This window comes from Streptomyces sp. NPDC017529 (genome assembly GCF_044329785.1).
Lineage (GTDB): Bacteria > Actinomycetota > Actinomycetes > Streptomycetales > Streptomycetaceae > Streptomyces.
This window is the reverse complement of record NZ_JBIRJY010000001.1, coordinates 217,138-236,809: the sequence shown is the minus strand read 5'-3', so window position 1 is coordinate 236,809 and position 19,672 is coordinate 217,138. Positions and strand designations below refer to the sequence as shown.

16 protein-coding genes and 2 pseudogenes are annotated in these 19,672 nt (G+C 71.3%); 13 read left to right on the top strand and 5 right to left on the bottom strand.

The window, feature by feature from the left end:
• Positions 1-21 precede the first annotated feature (21 nt).
• Both ACH4K4_RS00640 and ACH4K4_RS00635 read right to left on the bottom strand, forming a co-directional pair.
• On the bottom strand, positions 22-408 hold the full coding sequence (locus ACH4K4_RS00640; protein ID WP_398163792.1) for a hypothetical protein: 387 nt from the start codon (positions 406-408) through the stop codon (positions 22-24).
• Positions 401-898, bottom strand: coding sequence for a SigE family RNA polymerase sigma factor (locus ACH4K4_RS00635; protein WP_398164489.1), 498 nt, complete (start codon positions 896-898; stop codon positions 401-403). Before ACH4K4_RS00635 ends, ACH4K4_RS00640 begins: the two co-directional genes overlap by 8 nt.
• A 727-nt stretch (positions 899-1,625) precedes the next feature.
• On the opposite strand from ACH4K4_RS00635, the gene ACH4K4_RS00630 reads away from it, so the two are divergent.
• On the top strand, positions 1,626-2,546 hold the full coding sequence (locus ACH4K4_RS00630; protein ID WP_398163791.1) for a DUF4190 domain-containing protein: 921 nt from the start codon (positions 1,626-1,628) through the stop codon (positions 2,544-2,546).
• A 51-nt stretch (positions 2,547-2,597) separates the two neighbouring features.
• Here the strand turns inward: ACH4K4_RS00630 and ACH4K4_RS00625 are convergent, their stop codons facing one another.
• Positions 2,598-3,131 (bottom strand): CbrC family protein, encoded by a 534-nt coding sequence (locus ACH4K4_RS00625; protein ID WP_398163790.1) that lies wholly within the window; start codon positions 3,129-3,131, stop codon positions 2,598-2,600.
• A gap of 265 nt (positions 3,132-3,396) precedes the next feature.
• On the opposite strand from ACH4K4_RS00625, the gene ACH4K4_RS00620 reads away from it, so the two are divergent.
• The 6 genes from ACH4K4_RS00620 to ACH4K4_RS00595 all read left to right on the top strand — a co-directional run bounded on the left by ACH4K4_RS00620 (position 3,397) and on the right by ACH4K4_RS00595 (position 9,522).
• Positions 3,397-4,692: an LAETG motif-containing sortase-dependent surface protein gene (locus ACH4K4_RS00620; RefSeq protein ID WP_398163789.1), complete on the top strand. Its 1,296-nt coding sequence runs from the start codon at positions 3,397-3,399 to the stop codon at positions 4,690-4,692.
• 183 nt (positions 4,693-4,875) lie between these two features.
• Entirely contained in the window at positions 4,876-5,787 is a 912-nt protein-coding gene (locus tag ACH4K4_RS00615) for a RimK family alpha-L-glutamate ligase (protein WP_398163788.1), read from the top strand.
• A complete protein-coding gene (locus ACH4K4_RS00610; protein ID WP_398163787.1) occupies positions 5,784-6,584 on the top strand; it encodes a RimK family alpha-L-glutamate ligase in 801 nt (266 codons plus the stop codon). The genes ACH4K4_RS00615 and ACH4K4_RS00610 overlap by 4 nt, the downstream gene beginning before the upstream one ends.
• A gap of 101 nt (positions 6,585-6,685) precedes the next feature.
• On the top strand, positions 6,686-7,255 hold the full coding sequence (locus tag ACH4K4_RS00605) for a TetR/AcrR family transcriptional regulator (RefSeq protein ID WP_398163786.1): 570 nt from the start codon (positions 6,686-6,688) through the stop codon (positions 7,253-7,255).
• A 33-nt stretch (positions 7,256-7,288) separates the two neighbouring features.
• Entirely contained in the window at positions 7,289-8,473 is a 1,185-nt protein-coding gene (locus ACH4K4_RS00600) for a GDSL-type esterase/lipase family protein (protein WP_398163785.1), read from the top strand.
• Positions 8,474-8,631: 158 nt separating this feature from the next.
• Positions 8,632-9,522, top strand: a complete 891-nt coding sequence (locus ACH4K4_RS00595) for a DUF2268 domain-containing protein (RefSeq protein WP_398163784.1) — start codon at positions 8,632-8,634, stop codon at positions 9,520-9,522.
• Between the two features lie 22 nt (positions 9,523-9,544).
• On the opposite strand, the pseudogene ACH4K4_RS00590 reads toward ACH4K4_RS00595, so the two are convergent.
• Positions 9,545-10,219 (bottom strand): annotated as a pseudogene (locus ACH4K4_RS00590) (alpha/beta hydrolase); the annotation flags it as partial.
• Positions 10,220-10,468: 249 nt separating this feature from the next.
• Between ACH4K4_RS00590 and ACH4K4_RS00585 the strand changes: the two are divergent.
• Positions 10,469-11,422 carry a DUF5995 family protein gene (locus ACH4K4_RS00585; RefSeq protein WP_398163783.1) on the top strand — a complete coding sequence of 318 codons (954 nt, stop codon included), beginning with the start codon at positions 10,469-10,471 and terminating at the stop codon, positions 11,420-11,422.
• On the opposite strand, the gene ACH4K4_RS00580 is transcribed toward ACH4K4_RS00585, so the two are convergent.
• Positions 11,382-11,540 (bottom strand): hypothetical protein, encoded by a 159-nt coding sequence (locus tag ACH4K4_RS00580; protein ID WP_398163782.1) that lies wholly within the window; start codon positions 11,538-11,540, stop codon positions 11,382-11,384. The genes ACH4K4_RS00585 and ACH4K4_RS00580 overlap by 41 nt on opposite strands.
• Positions 11,541-12,236: 696 nt before the next feature.
• Here ACH4K4_RS00580 and ACH4K4_RS00575 point away from each other — a divergent pair.
• From ACH4K4_RS00575 to ACH4K4_RS00555, 5 genes and pseudogenes are all read left to right on the top strand, one after another.
• Positions 12,237-12,755, top strand: a pseudogene (locus ACH4K4_RS00575) (hypothetical protein); the annotation flags it as partial.
• 51 nt (positions 12,756-12,806) lie between these two features.
• Positions 12,807-14,192 (top strand): hypothetical protein, encoded by a 1,386-nt coding sequence (locus tag ACH4K4_RS00570; RefSeq protein WP_398164487.1) that lies wholly within the window; start codon positions 12,807-12,809, stop codon positions 14,190-14,192.
• The gene (locus ACH4K4_RS00565) at positions 14,189-15,637 is read left to right on the top strand and encodes a VWA domain-containing protein (RefSeq protein WP_398163781.1); all 1,449 of its coding nucleotides are present in this window, start codon (positions 14,189-14,191) and stop codon (positions 15,635-15,637) included. Before ACH4K4_RS00570 ends, ACH4K4_RS00565 begins: the two co-directional genes overlap by 4 nt.
• A gap of 108 nt (positions 15,638-15,745) precedes the next feature.
• On the top strand, positions 15,746-16,858 hold the full coding sequence (locus ACH4K4_RS00560; protein ID WP_398163780.1) for an AAA family ATPase: 1,113 nt from the start codon (positions 15,746-15,748) through the stop codon (positions 16,856-16,858).
• Complete coding sequence (locus ACH4K4_RS00555) at positions 16,855-19,668, top strand: hypothetical protein (RefSeq protein ID WP_398163779.1); 2,814 nt, start codon at positions 16,855-16,857, stop codon at positions 19,666-19,668. Before ACH4K4_RS00560 ends, ACH4K4_RS00555 begins: the two co-directional genes overlap by 4 nt.
• Positions 19,669-19,672: the final 4 nt, after the last annotated feature.

The window sequence follows — 19,672 nt, the reverse complement described above, 5'->3', positions numbered from 1 at the left end:
GTCACTGCGAAGCGGGCCGGGTCAGGGAGGTTCCGTCGCCGTTGTGTGAGGGGAGCCCGACGCGGGGGCGCTGATCGAGGACTCCGGGGTGGGGGAGGACGCCGGGCCGAGCCGGGTGGCCGTGGCCGTGGCCGCGGGGAAGGGCAGGCCCTTCGTGGACGGCCGGCTGGGAGGGGGAGTGCCGGCCGGGCCTACGGGGGCCGGCTTGCCGGGCAGGAGCGCGGCGACGGCAGCGGCACCGCCGCCGAAGACCAGGCATGCGACCACCGCCAGCGCGCCGAAGCGCCGCCGCCGCGCCCGGCGCCCGCGCGCGGCGATCAGGGCGACCGGGGCGGTCACGGCGCTGTCCTGTCCGGCGCCGGCCGCTTGCTGGAACAGGGACCGCAGCGGGTCCTGGGGTTCAGGCACCGGGCGCCTCCTCAATACGCGGGTCGTGCAGACGGGGAGCGAGTGCCTTGCGGCCGCGGCTCAGGTGCGTCTTGACCGTGCTCGCCGACAGACCCGTCTCACTGGCGATCTGCTCGACGGTGAGGTCGCACAGGTAGTGGAGGGTCAGCGTGCGGCGCTGCTGGGCGGGCAGTCCGCGCAGCGCCTCGACCAGCGCGACCTGCGCCGGTCCTGGCCCTTCGACGTGTGGTGGCGCACCGCTGCGCTGCCACGCGTCGGCGCTGCGGCGCAGGTACCGCCACCGGCTCACCGCCAGGCGCCAGGCGACGGTGCGGATCCACGCCTCCGGCTGTCCGTCCCGGTCCAGCCGGCGGCGCCGGCTCCAGCCCCTGACGAACGCCTCCTGCACCACGTCCTGCGCCTCGTGCAGATCGCCGAGCATCACGTACAGCTGTCCCGTGAGCCGCGCGACCGTCTGGGCGTAGAACTCCTCGAACTCCTCGACGGTCAACAGCCACTCCCGGATCTCTCGCTTCACCTGCCATACGCCTCGCAGGAGGCATTCGGTCGACATGCAGGGCGAGGAAACATCGTGAGCGTTGTCACGGAACCGAACCGGCCCGGTGCGCATCGCCCATCGGGCGGCGCTGGTTCCGAGTCGTTCCTTGTCATGCAGCCATCACCACAAGGTTCGCAGGTGGAGTGCGGTGCGATGCGTCCGGGGGCTCGCGCCCCGGACGCGGGGACCACGACGGCGCGGCGGACAGGAGGCGCACGCGCCGATGGCGGCGGCCGGGATGAGCGTGAGCGGCCGGTCGGCGGGCATGGGCCAGGAGGGCGAGCCCTCGCGCAGCCCGTCGAGGGTTCAGCCGCTGGTGTAGTCGTCCGTGAACGCCGCCGGAGATCACCGTTCGAGACATGTGGGCCGCGTGACGGCGAAGAGGGAGCCGACGCCGGCCAGGGCGGCCGCCGGGTACCGGTCACCCCCGTACCGGACCGCATCGCCCGCGTCGCCGCGGGGGTCCGGTACAGGGGTTCGGCGGAAGCGGGCGTCGCCGTGAACTCGGCGGCGTACGCCCGCCCTTCGCGCTGCGACGCCCGGAGCCGGCGCCGGGGGACCGGGCGGATGTTTCCGTGTGATCACGGTCTTCCCACCTGCCCGAAATACCGTGATGCACAGGTAAAACGACTGGTAATGTCAGCGACTTGTCTCTTTCGGACTATTTCAAGGACTGTGCATGACCGTGTCCACTCCGCCTGGCGACCAGAAGCCCGAGGACCAGGCGCCGGACGATCGCAACCCGTGGAGCCCGCCGCCGCCCGGAGCGGCTCCCGCCGGCCCGGCGGCGTACCCGGCGGCGCCGGTGTGGGCCCCTCAGCCCCAGCCCCGTAACGGCCTGGGCATCTCGGCCCTGGTGCTCGGCATCATCGGCATCCTGCTCGGCATGTTCATCATCCTGTTCTGGCTGTCCTGGCTGCCGGCCGTGCTGGCCCTGGTCTTCGGCTTCATCGGGCTGAGCCGCGCACGCAAGGACCAGGTGAGCAACAAGGGCCTGGCGCTGGCCGGTGTGATCCTGGGCGGGATCGGGTTGCTGACCGCGATCGGCGGCGGCATCTTCACCGTCGTGGTGGTGAAGAAGGCGGCCGACGACGTGCGCGCGGGGGTCGAAGAGGTGAAGTCCTCGGCGGCGGCCGAGGCGGAGAAGGAAAAGAAGGAGAAGGCCGCGGAGGCGGCCAAGGAGAAGGCCCGGCACATCTCGTTCGGCCAGACGTACACGTTCGAGAAGGGCCTCAAGATCACGGTCGCCAAGCCGGAGACGTTCGTCCCGGACAGCATGGTCTTCGGTCACGCGAAGGGCAACAAGGCGATCCAGGTGACGGTCACGGTGGTCAACACCAGCTCCGAGCGCATCAAGACCGAGCCCGGACTGCCGACCGTCAAGGACGCCAACGGCACCTCGGCGGAGCTGGTGATCGACGGAAGCGGCCGGCAGAAGCTCATCAGCGGCTCTGTCGAGCCCGGCAAGACCGTGGTCGGCAAGTACGCCTTCTCGCTGCCGCCCGACGCCGCCGGCAGCGCGGAGGTCGAGTTCAACCCCAGCGTCGGTGACTTCGACTTCGACGACGTCTACTGGAGCGGTCCCCTCAACCTGTCGTAGGGCTGAGGACGCGTCACATCAGAGCCGGCAGGCCGATCAAAGCCTGCCGGCTCACGCGTATTCGGAATACGCGAGGTGGGTGCCGCAGACACGGCACCGGAAGAGGTAGGCGGTCGGCTGCCGGTCCTTGTGCAGGACGTTGAGGTAGTGCTCGACGTCCACAGGGGACCAGCCCCAGCCGCCGGCCTCCTGCCGCAGGGTCTCGACCGCGTCCGGGTAGGGCGCCAGTTCCTCCGTGCCGACCGCGCCCAGGAACGCGGCGCCGTCCCCGCAGTGGGCCAGCCAGTAGCCCTTGTGCCGGGCGAGGTAGCCCGGCGTCCGGGTGGCGATCTCGTCCCACGCCTCGTCCGGCACGTCGCTGTCGCCGGTGAACTCCGCGTCGAACCGTGCGGCGGCGGACCCGTCGGCGATGCACCAGGGGCACAGCACGCCGATGCCGACCTCTTCCTTCCGGATGTGGACGGGGCCGGGGTAGACGTAGCCGCGGGCCCGGCCGCAGCAGGAACACGGGATGCCGGACGGCACGACGGACCCCGTGGCCACGGGGTCGGGGTGGTACGGGAATTCGGGCAGCGCTTCGGTCACGGTCAGCGACCGTAACAGGCACCACTGACACCCCGGCGGTCGTCGTCGTTGGCTAGATCACAGAGAAACCTGCCGTAAGGCAGGCAACTGTTCACCTTTGCCCGGAATTTTCCTCCGACGTCACAGATGAGGGCGCTCACCTCGGGCGCAATACGCTACCCCGAGCCCTTATTCCGGTCATACGATCACATGTGCCCGCCCCAAGTGCGCCGCCGACGCGGCCATGGAGCGGGTCCCCTTTCTCTCTGACCAGGAAAAGGCCTCAGTGAACCTTCGCCGCACCCTCGCGACCGCTGCCGTCGCGGCCGTGACCACCCCCGCTGTCCTGCTCTCCGCGGGTTCCGCGGCTCTGGCCGATGCCAACCCCTCGGCACAGGCGCAGCAGAAGCCGACCTTCGCGGAACTCAAGAAGGCGGCCGACGACGCGGACGAGGCGTACAAGCGCGCGGTCGCGGCCGAGGAAAACGAGAACAAGAAGATCGAAGAGACGCTGAAGGCCATGGACGACGGCGGGTCCCACCCGCTCAGGTTGGCCGCTCTCGCCGCGGACAAGGAAGCCGGGGCCGCCGAGGCGGACAAGACGGCCGCCGACAAGGCCGTCACGGACGCCAAGGCCAAGCTGGCCGCGGCCGGGGACGAGGCCGGGAAGTCCGCGGCGCAGAAGGAACTGGCGGCGGCCGAGACGGCGGCTGACAAGGCCGCCCGCGCCAAGACGGACGCGGACGCCAAGAGCAAGGCGGCCTGGACGGCGGTGACCGACGCCCGGGTCGAGGCGTTCCGGGAGCTCAGCAAGGCCAAGTACGCCCTGGACGAGGCCCGCAAGGCGAAGAAGGCGGCCGACGAGGCGCTCGCCGCCGCCAAGGAATGCGTCCGCGTCCCGGGCCTGACCGTCCTCGCCGACGGCCTGCCCTCGAAGGTCGTGGCCGGGACCACGGTCGACTTCTCGTTCACGGTGGCCAACGGCACCGACCGCACCCTGGACGTGGACCCGCTGGTCTTCTTCAACCTGCGGGCCAAGAACGACCAGCAGCACTTCATGAAGGTGCAGTGGTCCGACGGCTCCGGCTGGAAGGAGCTGGACTCGCGGGGCCACTCCTACACCGAGCCCGTCAAGGCCATGAAGCCCGGCGCCCGCGCCGACGTGAAGATGCGCATGACGATCGAGACCGGTGTGCCGGCGAAGAAGGGCCTGGCCCTGTTCGCGGGCGACGCCTCCGACCAGTACAACCCCTGCGTGCTCGGCCCCATGAAGCGTTACGACTTCGAGGTGCTCCCCGCCGGCAGCAAGCCCGGCAAGGTGGACGACGCCAAGCCCGGCAAGGTCGCCGACAAGGACCGCCAGGAGCCCGGCAAGTCGGCGCAGGGCGGCAACTCCGCCAAGCCGGTGCCCGGCGCCGGCGACGACGACTCCGCCAAGCCCACCCCGGCCGGCGGCAACCTCGCCAGCACCGGTGCCTCCTCCGCCGTGCCGCAGCTCGCCCTCGCGGGCGGCGCCGCCGTGCTGCTGGGCGCCGGAACGGTCTTCGTCGTACGCCGTCGCGGAGCCAAGGCCGGCAACTGACCCCACCGCTTCGCCGCACGAGCCCGCATCCGCCCGCCGGATGCGGGCTCGTGCCGCGTTGTGCGACGGGGAACCGCACCCGGCATCAGGCACCCGGCGCCGGGGAAAGGGCCGGCGGCGGCTCATGACATCCTGTGATCTCGCAACGCGCCGGGCAGGCCCGGCGGATTACAAGGATGATCGATGAGGCTCTGCTTCCTGGTGGAGGAACAATACCGGCACGACGGCATGCCGAATGAGGTGATCCGTCAACTGACCAGCTGGGGACACCAGGTGGACGTGCTGCGGCCGGGCGGTTCCCTGCTGCGCATGACCGAGGCGGTGCGGGCGGGGACCCACGACGCGTGGGTGCTCAAGACGGTCTCCGGCGGCCCGGGGCTCACCTTGCTCGAAGCGGCGGCCTCGGCCGGGACGACGACGGTCAACGACGCCCGCGCCATCCGGCGCGTACGGGACAAGGCGCTGGCCGCGGCGATCGGCCGGGGCCGCGGGCTGCCGGTCCCGCCGACGTACGCCGTGGCGCGGCCGGAGCTGCTGGCGGAGATACCGGACGCGGAGTACCCGCTGGTGGTCAAGCCCGCCGACGGCAGCTCGGGGCGGGCCGTGCACCTGGTGGCGTCGCCGGACCGACTTGCCAGGGTGGTTCCCGAACTGGCCCGGGAGGGCCTGCTCATCGCCCAGCCGTACGTGCCCAATGCGGGCATCGACGTCAAGGTGTACTGCGTCGGCGGCGAGCTCTACGCCACCGAACGCCGCTCCCCGCTGCACCCGGAGCGCCCCGTCAGGGAACGCCGCGTGCCGCTGTCGGCCGAGGTGGCCGCGATCGTCAACCAGGTCGGTGCGGTCTACGGCCTCGACCTGTACGGCGTGGACGTACTGCTGGGGCCCGACGGCCCCGTGGTCGTCGACGTGAACGACTTCCCCAGCTTCCGCCAGGTGCCCGACGCGGTGGCCCGGGTGGCGCGCGCCGTGCTCGGGCTGGCCCGCGCGGACCGGCCGTTCGCCGCGGCCGCGCTGCCGGCCGCCGCCGGCCCGCCGCAACAGCACGGCGCGGTTGCCGTGCAGCTGTCCGCGGCGGCGGGGGAGAGCGCGTGAGGATCGGCCTGATCACGAGCGATCCAGGCCACCCGCTGCTGGCTGCCACCGCCGCCCTGCTCACTCCCGAACACCACGTGAAGACGCTGGACCCGGAAAGCGTGACGGGCAACACCGGGCCGGGCGCCGACGTCTACCTGCTGAAAGCACGTACGCCGCGGGCCCTGGCCCTCGCCCGCGACCTGGAACGGCGCGGTTCCCCGGTGGTGAACTCGGCCGCGGCGACCACGCTGTGCCAGGACCGTACGGAGATGGCGGCACGCGCCCGGCGCGCCGGACTCCCGTTCGCGGACACCCGTACCTTCGCCACGCTCGCCCGGTTCGCCCGCGAGCCGCGGCTTTCCGGCCCGGTGGTGGTCAAGAGCCGGCACAGCCGCAAACACGACCTGGTGGCCCGCGTCGACAACGACACGCAGCTGGGAAAGCTCGCCGCCGCGCACCCGCAGGAGCCGGTCGTGGTCCAGGAGTTCGTCGCGAACAGCGGCTGGGACCACAAGCTGTGGGCGATCGGCGACCGGCTCTTCGCCGCCCTGCGCCGTTCCGAACTCGCCCCCGAAGGGCGGGGTCCCACCGTGCCGCTGGCCCTGGACGACCTGCCGCCCGGCTGGCCCGCCTTGGTGCGCCGGGCCGGTGAGGTCTTCGCGCTGGACGTCTACGGCGTGGACATCATCGACACGGGCGGCGGCGCCCCGCTCATCGTGGACGTCAACGCCTTCCCCGGCGTCCGGGGGCAGGCCGGCGCCCCGGAGGCCCTGGCGGCCCTGGCCCTGTCCCGCACCCGAGCCGGCACACCTTGACGCACCCTTGCCGCTCCCTGACAGACCCCTAATAGCCATAAGTATTTGCCTAAAACCTTTAGGTGAGTGCACACTGGTTTATGGCTAGCGGAGGGAAGGCTATGGCACGCGTAGGGCTGTCCACGGAACGTCTCACCCGGGCGGGTGCGGAGATGGCCGACGAGGCCGGCTTCGACCAGGTGACCGTCTCGGCGCTCGCCCGGCGGTTCGACGTCAAGGTCGCGAGCCTGTACTCGCACGTGAAGAACTCCCAGGACCTCAAGACCAAGATCGCCTTGCTCGCCCTGGAGGAACTCGCCGACCGGTGCGCCGCCGCCCTCGCCGGGCGGGCCGGCAAGGACGCCCTGGCCGCCTTCGCGAACGTCTACCGCGACTACGCCCGCGAGCACCCCGGCCGCTACGCCGCGGCCCAGCTGCGGCTCGACCCGGCGACGGCCGCCGCGAGCGCCGGTGTCAGACACGCGCGGATGACGCGGGCGATCCTGCGCGGCTACGACCTGACCGAGCCGGACCAGACACACGCCGTCCGGCTGCTGGGCAGCGTCTTCCACGGCTACGTCAGCCTGGAGCTGGCGGGCGGGTTCAGCCACAGCGCCCCCGACAGCCAGGAGAGCTGGTCGCGGACCCTGGACGCCCTGGACGCCCTGCTCCGGAACTGGCCCGCGGCGTGACACCCCACTCACATTGATCGACAGGTTGAGGCCATGCACACCAAGGACGACTGGATCACCACCCCCATCACCGAGGACCTCTTGCGCGGTGCCCTCGAAGTGGAGCGCACCGCGCGCGGCGTACTGCCGCACCGGCTGCCCGCCTGGGCGCGAGCCCAGTGCACCGACGGGCAGCTGGCCATGGCCGAGTCACAGCCCTCCGGCGTACGGCTGGCCTTCCGCACCCGCGCCACCGCGATCGAACTGGACACGGTGCCCACCAAGCGGGTCTACGTGGGCGTCCCGCCGCGCCCGGACGGCGTGTACGAGCTGCTCGTCGACGGCAGCCCGGCCGGCCGGGCCAGTGTGCCGGGCGGCGACACCTTGACCATCGACATGACGGCAGGCACCGCCGAGCGCCAGTCCGGTCCGGCCGGCACCCTGAGCTTCACGGGCCTGGCCGACGGCAGCAAGGACGTCGAGATCTGGCTGCCGCACAACGAGACCACCGAACTGCTCGCCCTGCGCACGGACGCCCCCGTCGAGCGCGCGGCGGACACCGGGCGCCGCGTGTGGCTGCACCACGGCAGCTCGATCAGCCATGGGTCCGACGCCGCGGGCCCCACCACCACCTGGCCGGCGCTCGCTGCTTCCCTCGGCGGCGTGGACCTGATCAACCTGGGCTTCGGCGGCGGCGCCCTGCTGGACCCGTTCACCGCCCGTACCCTCAGGGACACGCCCGCCGACCTGATCAGCATCAAGATCGGCATCAACCTGGTCAACTCCGACCTGATGCGCCTGCGCGCCTTCACCCCCGCGGTGCACGGCTTCCTCGACACCGTCAGGGAAGGCCACCCCGCCACCCCGCTGCTGGTCGTCTCGTCCGTCCTGTGCCCCATTCACGAAGACACGCCCGGCCCCGCCGTCCCGGACTTCTCCGGCATGAGCGAGGGACAACTGCGCTTCCGCGCCGCGGGCGACCCGGCCGAGCGGGCGAGCGGGAAACTCACCCTGAACGTCATCCGGGACGAACTGGCCAGGATCGTGACGCAGCGAGCCGCCGAGGACCCGAACATCCACTACCTCGACGGCCGCGAACTCTACGGGGAGGCGGACGCCGCCGAGCTGCCACTGCCCGACCGGATCCACCCGGACGCCGCCACCCACCGCCGCATGGGCGAACGTTTCGCCAAGCTGGTCTTCGCCGCCGACGGGATCTTCGGGAACGGCGAAGCCTGACGAACGCCGTCGAATATGACACGGCCCTTCTTCGCGCACGACGCACCGAGCATGGGGGCCAGCCTCCTTTCGGCCCCTGCCTCCGAAAGGAACCGTGCGCCGGTCGTGCCGAATACGACTTGCTCCTCACGTAACGGGAGGTCTTACGGTTCGGAACCATGAAGATCGTTGTTCATGACACGGCGTCCGCCATGCTCGGCATCCTCCAGCGGCCGTTGGCGGAACGGCCCGACGCCCTACGGGACATGCTCGGCCCGATCCAGCGGGTGATGTCCGCTGTGGGCATCACGGACCTGACCGAAATGCACCGCGGCCAGGGCAGTGGCTTCCGGCTGGACCGGGAGGATCCGCGGTACGTGCCCGCCATCCGCCGGATGCAGGACGCGGCGGTGTGGAACCGCATCGAGGACACCCTCGGCGCCGCGTGGGAGCGGATCAGCGCCGCGGTTCCGGGCATTCGGCACGCCGATACGGTGCACGTCGTCCTGGTGCTCGGTGATCCCGACGACGACCATCTGACGGTCCGCAGTGCCGGCTACTTCGGCCTGGGCGGCATTCCCGGTGCGATCCACCTGACGATGTGGCCCACCGAGACCAGCCTGAAGAAGATCGAGTATGCCGCCGCGCACGAGCTCCACCACAACGTGCGCTATGCGAATGTCGTCTGGGACCCCATGACCGTCACGGTCGGAGAACACGTCGTCGCCGAAGGGCTGGCCGAGGCGTTCGTACGGGAGCTGGGTGGTGAGCAGGCCATGGGGCCGTGGTCGCAGGCGCTGGCCGGCGCGGCGCTGGACAGCGCGTACGAGAAGATCGCCGCCGACGTCGACGTGGCCGGGATGCAGCATTTGACGGCCTACGTGCTGGGCGACGCCACCGCGCGGCGCCTGGGCCAACCGGCCGTGGGGCTGCCGGACTTCGCGGGGTACGGCGCCGGGCTGCGCATCGTGGACGCGCACTTGGCGGCCTCCGGCCTGACCGCCGCCCAGAGCACCGCCCTGGCGGCACGCGAGATCCTCGTCAACGCGGGCGTGCCGACCAGCGCGTGAGCGGCCAGGCCGCCCGGCCGGGTCAGCCTTCGGTGGGTGCGGAAGCGATCCTGCCGAGGAGGGCGGCCAGTTCGGCGGGGGCGGACAGGAAGGGGGAGTGCCCGGTGCCGAGCCGTTCGACGTGTGTGGCGCGCGCGGACATCTTCTCCTGAAGCGCGGGCGGCAGTGCCTGGTCACGTTCGCAGATCACGTAGGTAGAGGGCACGGTCCGCCATGCCGCATGCGTCACCTGCTGCTGGAACGACCGCCGGCTCTGGTCGACGAGTTGGCTGATGGCGTGCTCGGCCTGGTCGTCCGGCAGGTCCCCGTACAGCGACGTACGGGGGTCCTCGAAGACGAGGGGCGCAATGCCGCTGAGGTCCTCGTCCTCGGGCTTGACGCTGTTGCCGCCGTGGACGGTGGCAAGGGACTGCCCCTCCTCCGGCATGTAGGCCGCGAGATAGACGATGCGGGCGACGCCCAGGTGGCCGACGGCTGCCTGGGTGGCCGGGAGGCCGCCGTAGGAGTGGGCGACGACGACCACGGGGCCTTCGATCTGCCGCAGGTGTGCGGATATCTCCTCGGCGTCGTCATGGACGCCGGCGGAGGGCGTGCTCTGCGGGCCGGAACTGGGCAGGTCGGCCACACGGGACTGCCAGCCGCCGGCGGCGAGGGCGTCCTGCAAAGCGCTCCAGCACGTGGGGCGGTGCCAGGCGCCGTGGACGAGGAGGAAGGTCGGGCGGGTTGCGGGGGAGGGGACATGGTGGCGCTCCTAGCGGTCTGTCGGTGGCGAGGAGGGCCGTGCCGGCGGGCGGGGCCGGTGCGGACACGGCCCGGGATTCGCAGGGTGCCTGGTACGACGCGGATATCGTACGGCGTTGCGATGCGCGACTTCTTCCGGGTTTTGCCGTGACCTTCTGCGAGTTGGGTCGTTCGGCAGACGAGGCGGCGAGGAGGGGTGGCCCGGATGCGTAATGCTTTCTTCAAGTCTTCCGCTGTGGCGTTGGCGGGTGCGGTGCTATTGGCCGGGGGACCGGCCCTTGCCACACCGCCACCCAGGGGCGAGGCCCGGCGCCTCGCCTGTGAAGGGCCGGTGGTCGGCTGCGTCCGGCAAGCGCGCCACGCCCTGACCGAGGTACGCGATGCGCTGGGCTGCGATCACCGGGCGCCTTTTCCCGTCATCTACGTGCAGTTGGAACGCGCGCTGGAAGCAGCCGCCGCGAAACCGGGCTCCTTCGACGAGCCGGAATGGCTGGCCGGGGATCTCAACACCGGATTCGTCAATCTGTACCTGGACGCCTATCGCGCGGACCAAGGGTCAAGGGCGGTTCCGCAGGCGTGGAAAACAGCCTTCGACGCGGCGCGTACGGGGGATGTGAACGCCGGCCAGGACGTCCTGCTCGGTGCCAACGCCCATATCCAGCGGGATATGCCCTACGTGCTGGCCTCGCTGGGGCTCGCCCGTCCCGGGGGAGCCTCGCGCAAAGCCGACTACGACCGGTTCCAGAAAGTCTTGGACCGGGCCTACGCGTCCGCAGTCGAAGAGATCGCGCGGCACTACGACCCCGTGGTCGCCCTGGCCGACGCGCGCTGGAACCCCCTTGCCGGCTACACCGCGAGCCGCCTGTTCCGTATGTGGCGGGAACAGGCTTGGACGCACGCACGGCAGCTCGCCGAAGCCGACGGCCCGTCCGCGCGCAAGGAAATCGTGCGGCGGATCGAAAACAATGCCGCCCGCTGGGCGTCACTGCTGAACACCGTCCATGTCCCCGGCTATCGCCAGGTGCGCGACGCCTATTGCCAGGCGCACCACCGCAGCGGCGTGAACAGGAAGCCTACGAGCCGGCGCGAAACGCGGCCGGCTCACAGGACCACGGGTGTCACCACCGTCCCTCACCGTAACGGCGATGCAGTTCGTTGATTTCCTGTTCGTCGCGGGCGGTCATGGAACGCGCGCGACGCAGTCCGGCTTCCACGATGAACACCACCAGCCCGCCGACCAGTACCGAGGCGAGCAACAACACCACTGCGTACTCCACGCTTTCCTTCTACCCGCCCGGCGGTTTTTCAACAGAGCGCCGCAGATTTGCGACGGGTGGTTTCGCAGGCTCGGCCGCGGCCCTGGGCCGAGCCCCGCGTATCGTCATGGTGGTGGGTGGAATGAGTAGGCGTGGCCGCAGGCGTCACAGGCGAAGCGGCCGTTGAGCCCGTCGTTGGCCGTCTGGCACCGCGGGCACGGGGCGGTCGTGAAATACGCCGGCCCCCGCCCGACCGCATCGCCGGTGCTCCCGTTACCCGAGCCTGATTCGGGTTCCGTCATCCGGACGCTCCACAGTTGCACGACCACCCGCCGTCCGGGCCTTGAATAACCTGAGCACCACACCGGTTGCAATACATGACAACTCCTCGACCCGCAGCACCCCGCGCTCAGACCGAGTACACCCATCACAACATCAGCACGCCGTTTCTCGGAAAACGTCCGGAAATGACGCGCCGTTTCACAGGAAGAGGCGCCGCACGCTTCCCGCGCGCACGACGCGGTGCCGCCTGCCACAGTGGCGCGATGCCGCCGGCGGGACGGGTGGGCGGCTTCAGGCCAGCGGACGACCGGCGACGGGACGCCGCACCTGGCCGGGCGGGCTGGTGCCCCCTGAGCGTTCCCGACCGGCGTTGTCAGTGGTCGGAAGTATGTTCAGTCGTGCCTCGCCGATGTGGCGCGGAAGGCTTCTTGGTGCATGGGAGATGGTGCGGTGTCGGGTTGGGAGAGGTCGAGTACGGCGCGGGTGGTGCCGCCCGCGCGACCGCGCAAGCTGGCCAAGGTCCCGTTCGTCGAGCTGGCCGACGGGCGTCTGCAGGGGGTGGTGTCCAGCGGCTCCGACATCGAGCGGGTCTATGTCTCGTCGGTCGCGGCCGGCACGTACGCGTACGCCTGCAGCACCAACAACAACCGGCCCTGCGGCGGGGCGCGGGGCTCGTTCTGCAACCACATCCGCGCCCTGGTCAAGGAGGCGGTGCTGCAGTACGGCGCCGAGCGCGTCGCCCGCTACCTGAGAGTCGAGACCGCCGACGACGAGCCGACCGCGCAGTCCGTCACCGACGGCATGGTCGGTACACGCCCCTCGCCGGGGGACGCCAAGGCCGCCGCGCCCGCCGTCTTCAGCAGGTTCCTGCGCCACCTGGCCTACCTTGAACTCGCGCCCGTCACCGCGCCGTTGCCGGAGATGCAGTGGTTCCCGCCGACCAGGGCGGCAGCGCCGGAGGCGCCACCGAGCGAGCCCGGTTCGAGCGAGGAGGAGCCCGTCGGACTGCTGGCCGACACCATCGACGGGCTCGGTGAAGCGCTGGCGGCCGTCGACGCCTTCGACCAGGCCCTCGTCGCGGGTCTGCTCCGCCCCCAACCCGCCCAGGCCGCCGGGCCGGCCCAGCTCGCCCACGCCGTCGCGGGCACGCCGCTGGCCGCCAGGGCCGCCAGGGCCGCCGAGGCGGCCGAGAAGGCGACGGCCGGAGCGGCGAGCGAGGACCATTTCGTGGCTCTCGCCGCTGCCCGCACCGCGCTGCTCGGCTCCGTCCACGACGCGCTGCTGGTCAGGGCCGAGGAGGTGACCGGCCGGACGTGTGGCGGGGAGACCGCTGAGTCCCCCCGCGCGCAAGAGACGGTGAACCTGCTCGCCGCCGCCCGATCCTGGCTGTCCGACGTGGCGCGTTCCGGCTGGCAGGGCATCGACCACGACCTCGTCTCCGGGGCGGCGCAAGTCGTCTCCGCGCTGCTTCGGGACCCGGACCTGCGCCGCCTGGCGACGCTCCTCGACGGCTTCGCCGCCGAACTGGCCGCGTCCTGTCCGGGCGCGGCACTGGAACGTGTTCCGGCACGCCGCTGGGCCGACCTGTGGTCCCGCGCGCTGCTGCTGACGCTGCCAGGTGCGGCTGACGCGTCCGCGAGTGGTACGGCCACCGGCCGCCTCCTGCCCCTCGGCGTCGACCTGCAGGAACACGCGACCGCCGTACAGGCCCAGGTCCACGCGGTGTTCGAGCCGGCGGACGGCGCGGTGCCGCGTCTGGTGCGCGCGAGTGTGTCGGCGCCGAAACCCGACACGGTCGTCGGAGCCGGCCTGTGGCAGCTGCTCCGCCCGCACATGTCGCTCCTGGAAGCCGTCAGCGAGGGCCGCTCGATGGACCTCGACGGTATGCCGCTCACCGCCGGGGGCGACCTGCTCTGGAGCGATGAGCACGCCCGTCAGGGCGAGCCGGCCGACGCCTTCGCCACCGCCCGCGTCGCGCTGCCCACTGCTGCCGACGCGGTCACCGCCCCGCTCGACCGGCACCCTGCGCGGATCGCCGTGCCCGTCTTCATGGAGGGCTACGCCGCGCGGAAGGACGGCGACGCGGTCACCTTCGCCGTCGCCGGGCGGCCGCTGGCCGTGGACACGGACCGCATTCCGGCCGCCGGGCCGCTCACCCCTCAGGCCGTCGCGGCGTCCGGCGCGTGCATAGGGCTGCTCCGCTGGGACGCGGGGACGTTCAGCATTCAGCCCCTGGCCGTCGAGACGACCGTGCGGAAGAAGGCCGTCGCGGTGCACGCCGGGCAATGGGCCGGCGGCACGGCCGACAAGGCCGGCGTCAAGGCGGAGAAGGCCGCCACCGACGCCGTCCACGTGCTGCGGGAGCGCGCCGGAAGGTTGCTGCGGAAATGACGGAGCACACGAACAGGCATACGGCAGGGGCCGAGGCGGACCCTGACGAGAACCGCCGGCAGGTTCTCTACTGGCGGCTCCTGGCCCGCCTCTTCGACCAGGAGGAGCAGGCCACGCTGGAGTCGGCGAGCCTCGCCGTCGTCAAGGACATCGGTCTGCCGTCCGCGCTGCTGGACCCGCAGGCATCCGTCGACTCGGTCGTGCAGCGCCACCCGGAACTGGCCGCCGAGTTCGACGGCCTGATGGCGCCCGAGCCCGACGACGAGGGCACCCGCGACCGGGCCGCCGAGGTGCGGCGCGCGGCGCTGGCGTCGAAGGTGCTGCTCAACGTCTTCACCTCCGGTTCCGGCACGGTCAGCGCCGGGCAGCTGGCACGGTGGCAGTCCGACGCGGGTTGGCTGGAGCGCGCGTTCGGCTGCCAGCCCGGCGGGCTGCGTGGCGGCCGCGCCGGACAGGGAGCCGGGCACGGGGCCGGGGCAGGAGCCGCCGGGCAGGGTGTCAGCCCGACCGGCACCGGCGGCCGGGGCGCGCTGCCCGACCTCGGCCGGCTGATTCCGGAGATCGGTCCGGAGCTGGGCGCCATCGAAGCCGACCTGGTCAAGCGGATGCACCTGCGCGAGGTGCTGGCCGACTCACAGCTGGCCGCCCGGCTCACCCCGAGCATGTCCCTGATCGAGCAGCTGCTGCGGGACAAGAACAACCTCTCGGGCGTGGCCCTGGCCAACGCCAAGGCCCTGATCCGCCGTTTCGTCGACGAGGTCGCCGAAGTCCTGCGTACCCAGGTCGAGAAGACGACGGTAGGCGCCCTGGACCGCTCGGTCCCGCCCAAGCGGGTGTTCCGCAACCTCGACCTCGACCGCACGATCTGGAAGAACCTCACCAACTGGAGCCCGGAGGAGGAGCGGTTGTACGTGGACCGCCTCTACTACCGGCACACCGCCCGCAAGACGACGCCCCAGCGGCTGATCGTCGTGGTGGACCAGTCGGGATCGATGGTCGACTCGATGGTGAACTGCACCATCCTGGCGTCGGTCTTCGCCGGGCTGCCGAAGGTGGACGTCCACCTGATCGCGTACGACACGCAGGCACTCGACCTCACACCGTGGGTGCGGGACCCCTTCGAGACCCTGCTGCGCACCAACCTCGGGGGCGGCACCGACGGCACGGTCGCCATGGCGCTGGCCCAGCCGAAGATCGCCGAGCCCCGCAACACCGTCGTCGTGTGGATCTCCGACTTCTACGAATGGCAGACCGAGCCGCTGTTCGAGAGCATGGCCGCCATCCACCGCTCGGGAGCCAGGTTCATCCCCGTCGGCTCGGTGACCAGCTCCGGCCGCGGCAGCGTCAACCCCTGGTTCCGGGACCGCTTCAAGGACCTCGGTACGCCGGTGCTCTCCGGCCACATACGCAAGCTGGTCCGCGAGCTCAAGACGTTCCTCGCCTGACCTGACGGCGATTCACGAGCGATCAAGGCCGACCAAAGCTGATCAAGGCCGAACAGCGACCTGTTCGACGTGCTGAACCCTGCTCATTTTCTCTCCGAAAGGCCCGATATGTCCGACCTGTTGCGCGCTCCCGCCGAAATCAAGTACGCCGAAGAGCTGGACTGGCTCGAATCCGTCGACGACAACCCCAAGCCCTTCTCCTGGCGGCTGTCCCCGAAGATGGTCCGCCTGTTCATCCTGGGCTCCGAGCGCTCCGACGGCCTGGACCGCGAGATCCCGCAAAAGTGGTTCGGCGACCGCAGCTTCGTCGAGCGCTCCATCGTCACGCTGGCCTCAGACCGCGGCCTGCTGCTCATCGGCGACCCCGGCACCGGCAAGAGCTGGCTGGCCGAGCTGCTGTCCGCCGCGATCTCCCGCAACTCCACGCTGGTCGTGCAGGGCACCGCGGGCACCACCGAGGACCACGTCAAGTACTCGTGGAACGTGTCCATGGTCATCGCCAAGGGCCAGTCGCGGGAGTCGATGATCCCCTCGCCGATCATGACCGCGATGGAGGGCGGCGCGATCGGCCGCTTCGAGGAACTGACCCGCTCCACCAGTGACGTGCAGGACGCGTTGATCTCGATCCTCTCCGAGAAGTACATCTCCGTTCCCGAACTGGACAGCGACAACATCGTCTTCGCCAAGCCCGGCTTCTCCGTCATCGCCACGGCCAACAGCCGCGACCGGGGCGTCAACGACCTCTCCTCGGCCCTCAAGCGCCGATTCAACTTCGTGCGCATCCCGGTGGTGACGAACAAGAAGAGCGAGGCGGAGATCGTCCGCTTCCGCACCGAGGAACTGCTCCGCCGCCACCGGATCGAACTGGACGTCCCGCCGACCCTGCTGGACGTACTGCTACAGAGCTTCGCGGACCTGCGCGCCTCGGCGGCCTCGGCCGGCAGCGACGACGAGAAGCTGGAGTCGGCGCTGTCCACCGCCGAGCAGATCGGCGTACTGGAGGACGCGATCCTGCACGGCAACTTCTTCGGCGAGCGCGCCCTGACCGCCCGCACGCTGGCCTCCTCGCTCGTCGGTTCACTGGCCCGGCGCGAGCCCGAGGACCTGGCCATACTCAACAAGTACCTGCACGGCGTCGTCGAGCCGCGCGGCAAGGACGAGGGCGGCCCCTGGCCGGAGTTCCTGGAGGGCGGCCGCGACGCGATCGCCACCCTGTCATGAGCGGCGCGTACGAGGGGAGCCGCGAGGAGACGTTCACCGCACTGCGCACGCAGTTGCAGGAGGCCGCCGCGGCCTTCTCCGACGGCCCCGGCGCCCTGGAAGGCATCCTCCTCGGCCTCGTCGACGACGTCGACCGCGCGGTGCGCGAGCCGCTGGAAATCTTCCCCGTCTGCCACCACTCGCCCGCCTCCGCCATCGCCATGGCACGCCGCCTGCGGGAGAAGCAGCCGAAGGTCGTGTACCTGGAGCTGTGCGAGGACATGGCGCCGTTGCTGACCGAGCTGCGCAATTGCCGGCTCCCGGTCGCGGTCCAGGCGTTCGCGAGCGAGGTCGACGGCTTCCCGGCCGAGTGGTCCCCGCTGTCGGTGGTCGCCCCGATCACCGAGGCATCGGCCGAGTACCAGGCGATCGCCTACGCGCTGGACACGCCGGGCGTCGAACTGGTCCTCGTGGACCGTTCCTCCGACCACGTCTTCCAGTGGGACGCGCGCGGGACGTCCGCCGCCGCGCCGGCGGACCACGACGCGCCACCCGCCGAGGAAGAGGCCGCGCTGCACGGCGAAGCGGTCGGCCTGGAGATCGGCGACCTGCGGCCGCGCTTCGCCGAGCTGGAGGAGCACCTGCTGCGCCACGGGCGGGTGCGGCACTGGTCGGAATGGTGGCACCAGTACGTCGAACTGCCGCTCGGCGACAGCGACCACGACACCTACCGCCAGGTCATGCTCCTGATCGGCAGCCTCTTCAGGCGTCTCGCGCCCGGCGACCCCCACCGGGTGCGGGTGGACGAGGACCGCGAGCGCTACATGTGGACCAGGATGCGCGAGCACCTGGCCGCGACCGGCGCCGACCCCGCCGACTGCCTCTACGTGTGCGGCGCCTTCCACGCGGCCAGCCGCGTCGCGGAGTTCGGCGTCCACGGCACCGACACCTTCGAGATCGGCCCGCGCACCGCCACCACCTGGCAGCACGGCCTGATCCCGTCCAGCCACGCGGCGATCGAGGCGCAGTTCGGCCTCGCCGCCGGCTCGGTGTCGATAGCCGCGACGGTCTGGGCGAAGAACGTCAAGCGCACGCGCGTGGAGCCGTACCGCCTGGCGGGGCAAGCGGGCACCAAGAAGCCGAGGGCCGGGAAGTCCGCGGGCGCACCGGCTCCCGTGGCGGCGGTCCCGCCCTCGGACAGGCTGACCGGCTTCCTGGAGCGGCCACCCGCGCTGGACCGGCTCGACGAGGCCGAACTGCTCGGCTGGTCGGTGGACATCGTGCGCGCCGCGCGGCGTAACGGATACCTCGCCTCCACCGCCGACGCCATCGCGGTGTTCGAAACGTCGATCCTGCTCGCCGGGATGCGCGACCGGGCCAAGCCGACGCCGTACGACTTCCAGGACGCGGCCGTCACCTGCATCGAGAAGGACACCGTGCCCGGCCGGCGCGATGTGCGCCGTCTCGTGGAAATCATGATGGGCGGCGACCGGATCGGCCGGGTCGGCTACGACGCGCTGCCTCCCCTGGCCCGCGACGTGCACGACCGGCTCGCGCCCCTGAACCTCAAGCTCCAGAAGCGCGGCGTGCAGCGGGCTCTGCTGGACATGGCCGGCCGGCCGGAGCTGGAGCGGTGTTCCGACGTCCTGTGGATGCTGCGTCACCTGATGCCGCACGGCGCCGCCCGCCCGATCATGGGCGAGCGGAGGCTCGGCGAGCGGTCGGTCCAGGAGTCGTGGGACCTGGCACTGGGCACCCACCAACGTGCGCTCATCGAGCTGGGCTATGAGGGCGTCAGCATCGAACAGGTCCTGGAGCAGCGCCTCCGCCGCACGGCATACGCCCCGCAGGCCACTGCCGCGACCGTCCTCCGGTGCGTCGAGGATGCGACGCTGTACCTGCGCAGCCGCCGCCTCGCCGACGAACTGGGCACCCGCGCCTTGGAGGCCTTGTCGGCCGAACGCAACGTCGACGGCGCCCCGGAGGTGCTGCGCCGCGTACGCGGGCTGTTGGCGTACTACCGCACGAGCGAGCCGGTGCTGCCGCCGTGGATCGAGTCCTTCGCCACCACCGGGTACGCGCACTACTGCACCCTGCTGCCTACGGCGTTCACCGACGACGATGCCACCGTCCGCCAAGTGGCCGCCATGCTGGGCTTCCTGTTCAGCATGGAGAGCCTGGCCCTGTCGCTGGGCTGCGACCGCACCCAACTGGAACTGGCGGTCGCCCAGTCGCATCCGGAGGACCCGTCCAAGACGGCACTGTTGTGGGCGGCCAAGTCGCATCTCGGCGCACTCTCCCGCGCGGACCTCCGGGCGAAGTGCGACGAATTGCTGGGCAACCCCCTGGTGGTGCCGTCGTATCCGCGCTATCTGAGCGGCTTCGTGCACGCCCTGGAACCCGTCCCGGGCCTCACCGACTTCGTCGTGGAAGCGGTGTCGAACGCCTTCGCGCGCCTGCCGGATACGGTGCTCCTGCCCTGGCTGCCGACCTTGATCACCACCCTGCGGTCGGGCGGCGCCGAACTGGCCCCGCTGCTGATCCGCGAGGCCGGACGGATCTTCCCCGGCCGGCTGTCGGCGCTGGACGCGTGGGTCCCGCCATGGCGGGACCGGCCGGAACCGGAGGCTCAGTACGCGGCGCCGCGTACGGGCGGCGCCGGCGGGAGCGCGCTGCTCGCAGCGCACCCCGGAACGTGCGACGCGGTGGCGCGGTTGCTGGGCTGCGACGGGACCTGGGAGACCGCGGGGCCCGGGCCTTCGGGCGCGGCGCTGGTCAGCGCCTATCCGGATACGGCTGCGGCGGTGGCGGCGTTGATGGCCGGCTCGTGACGAG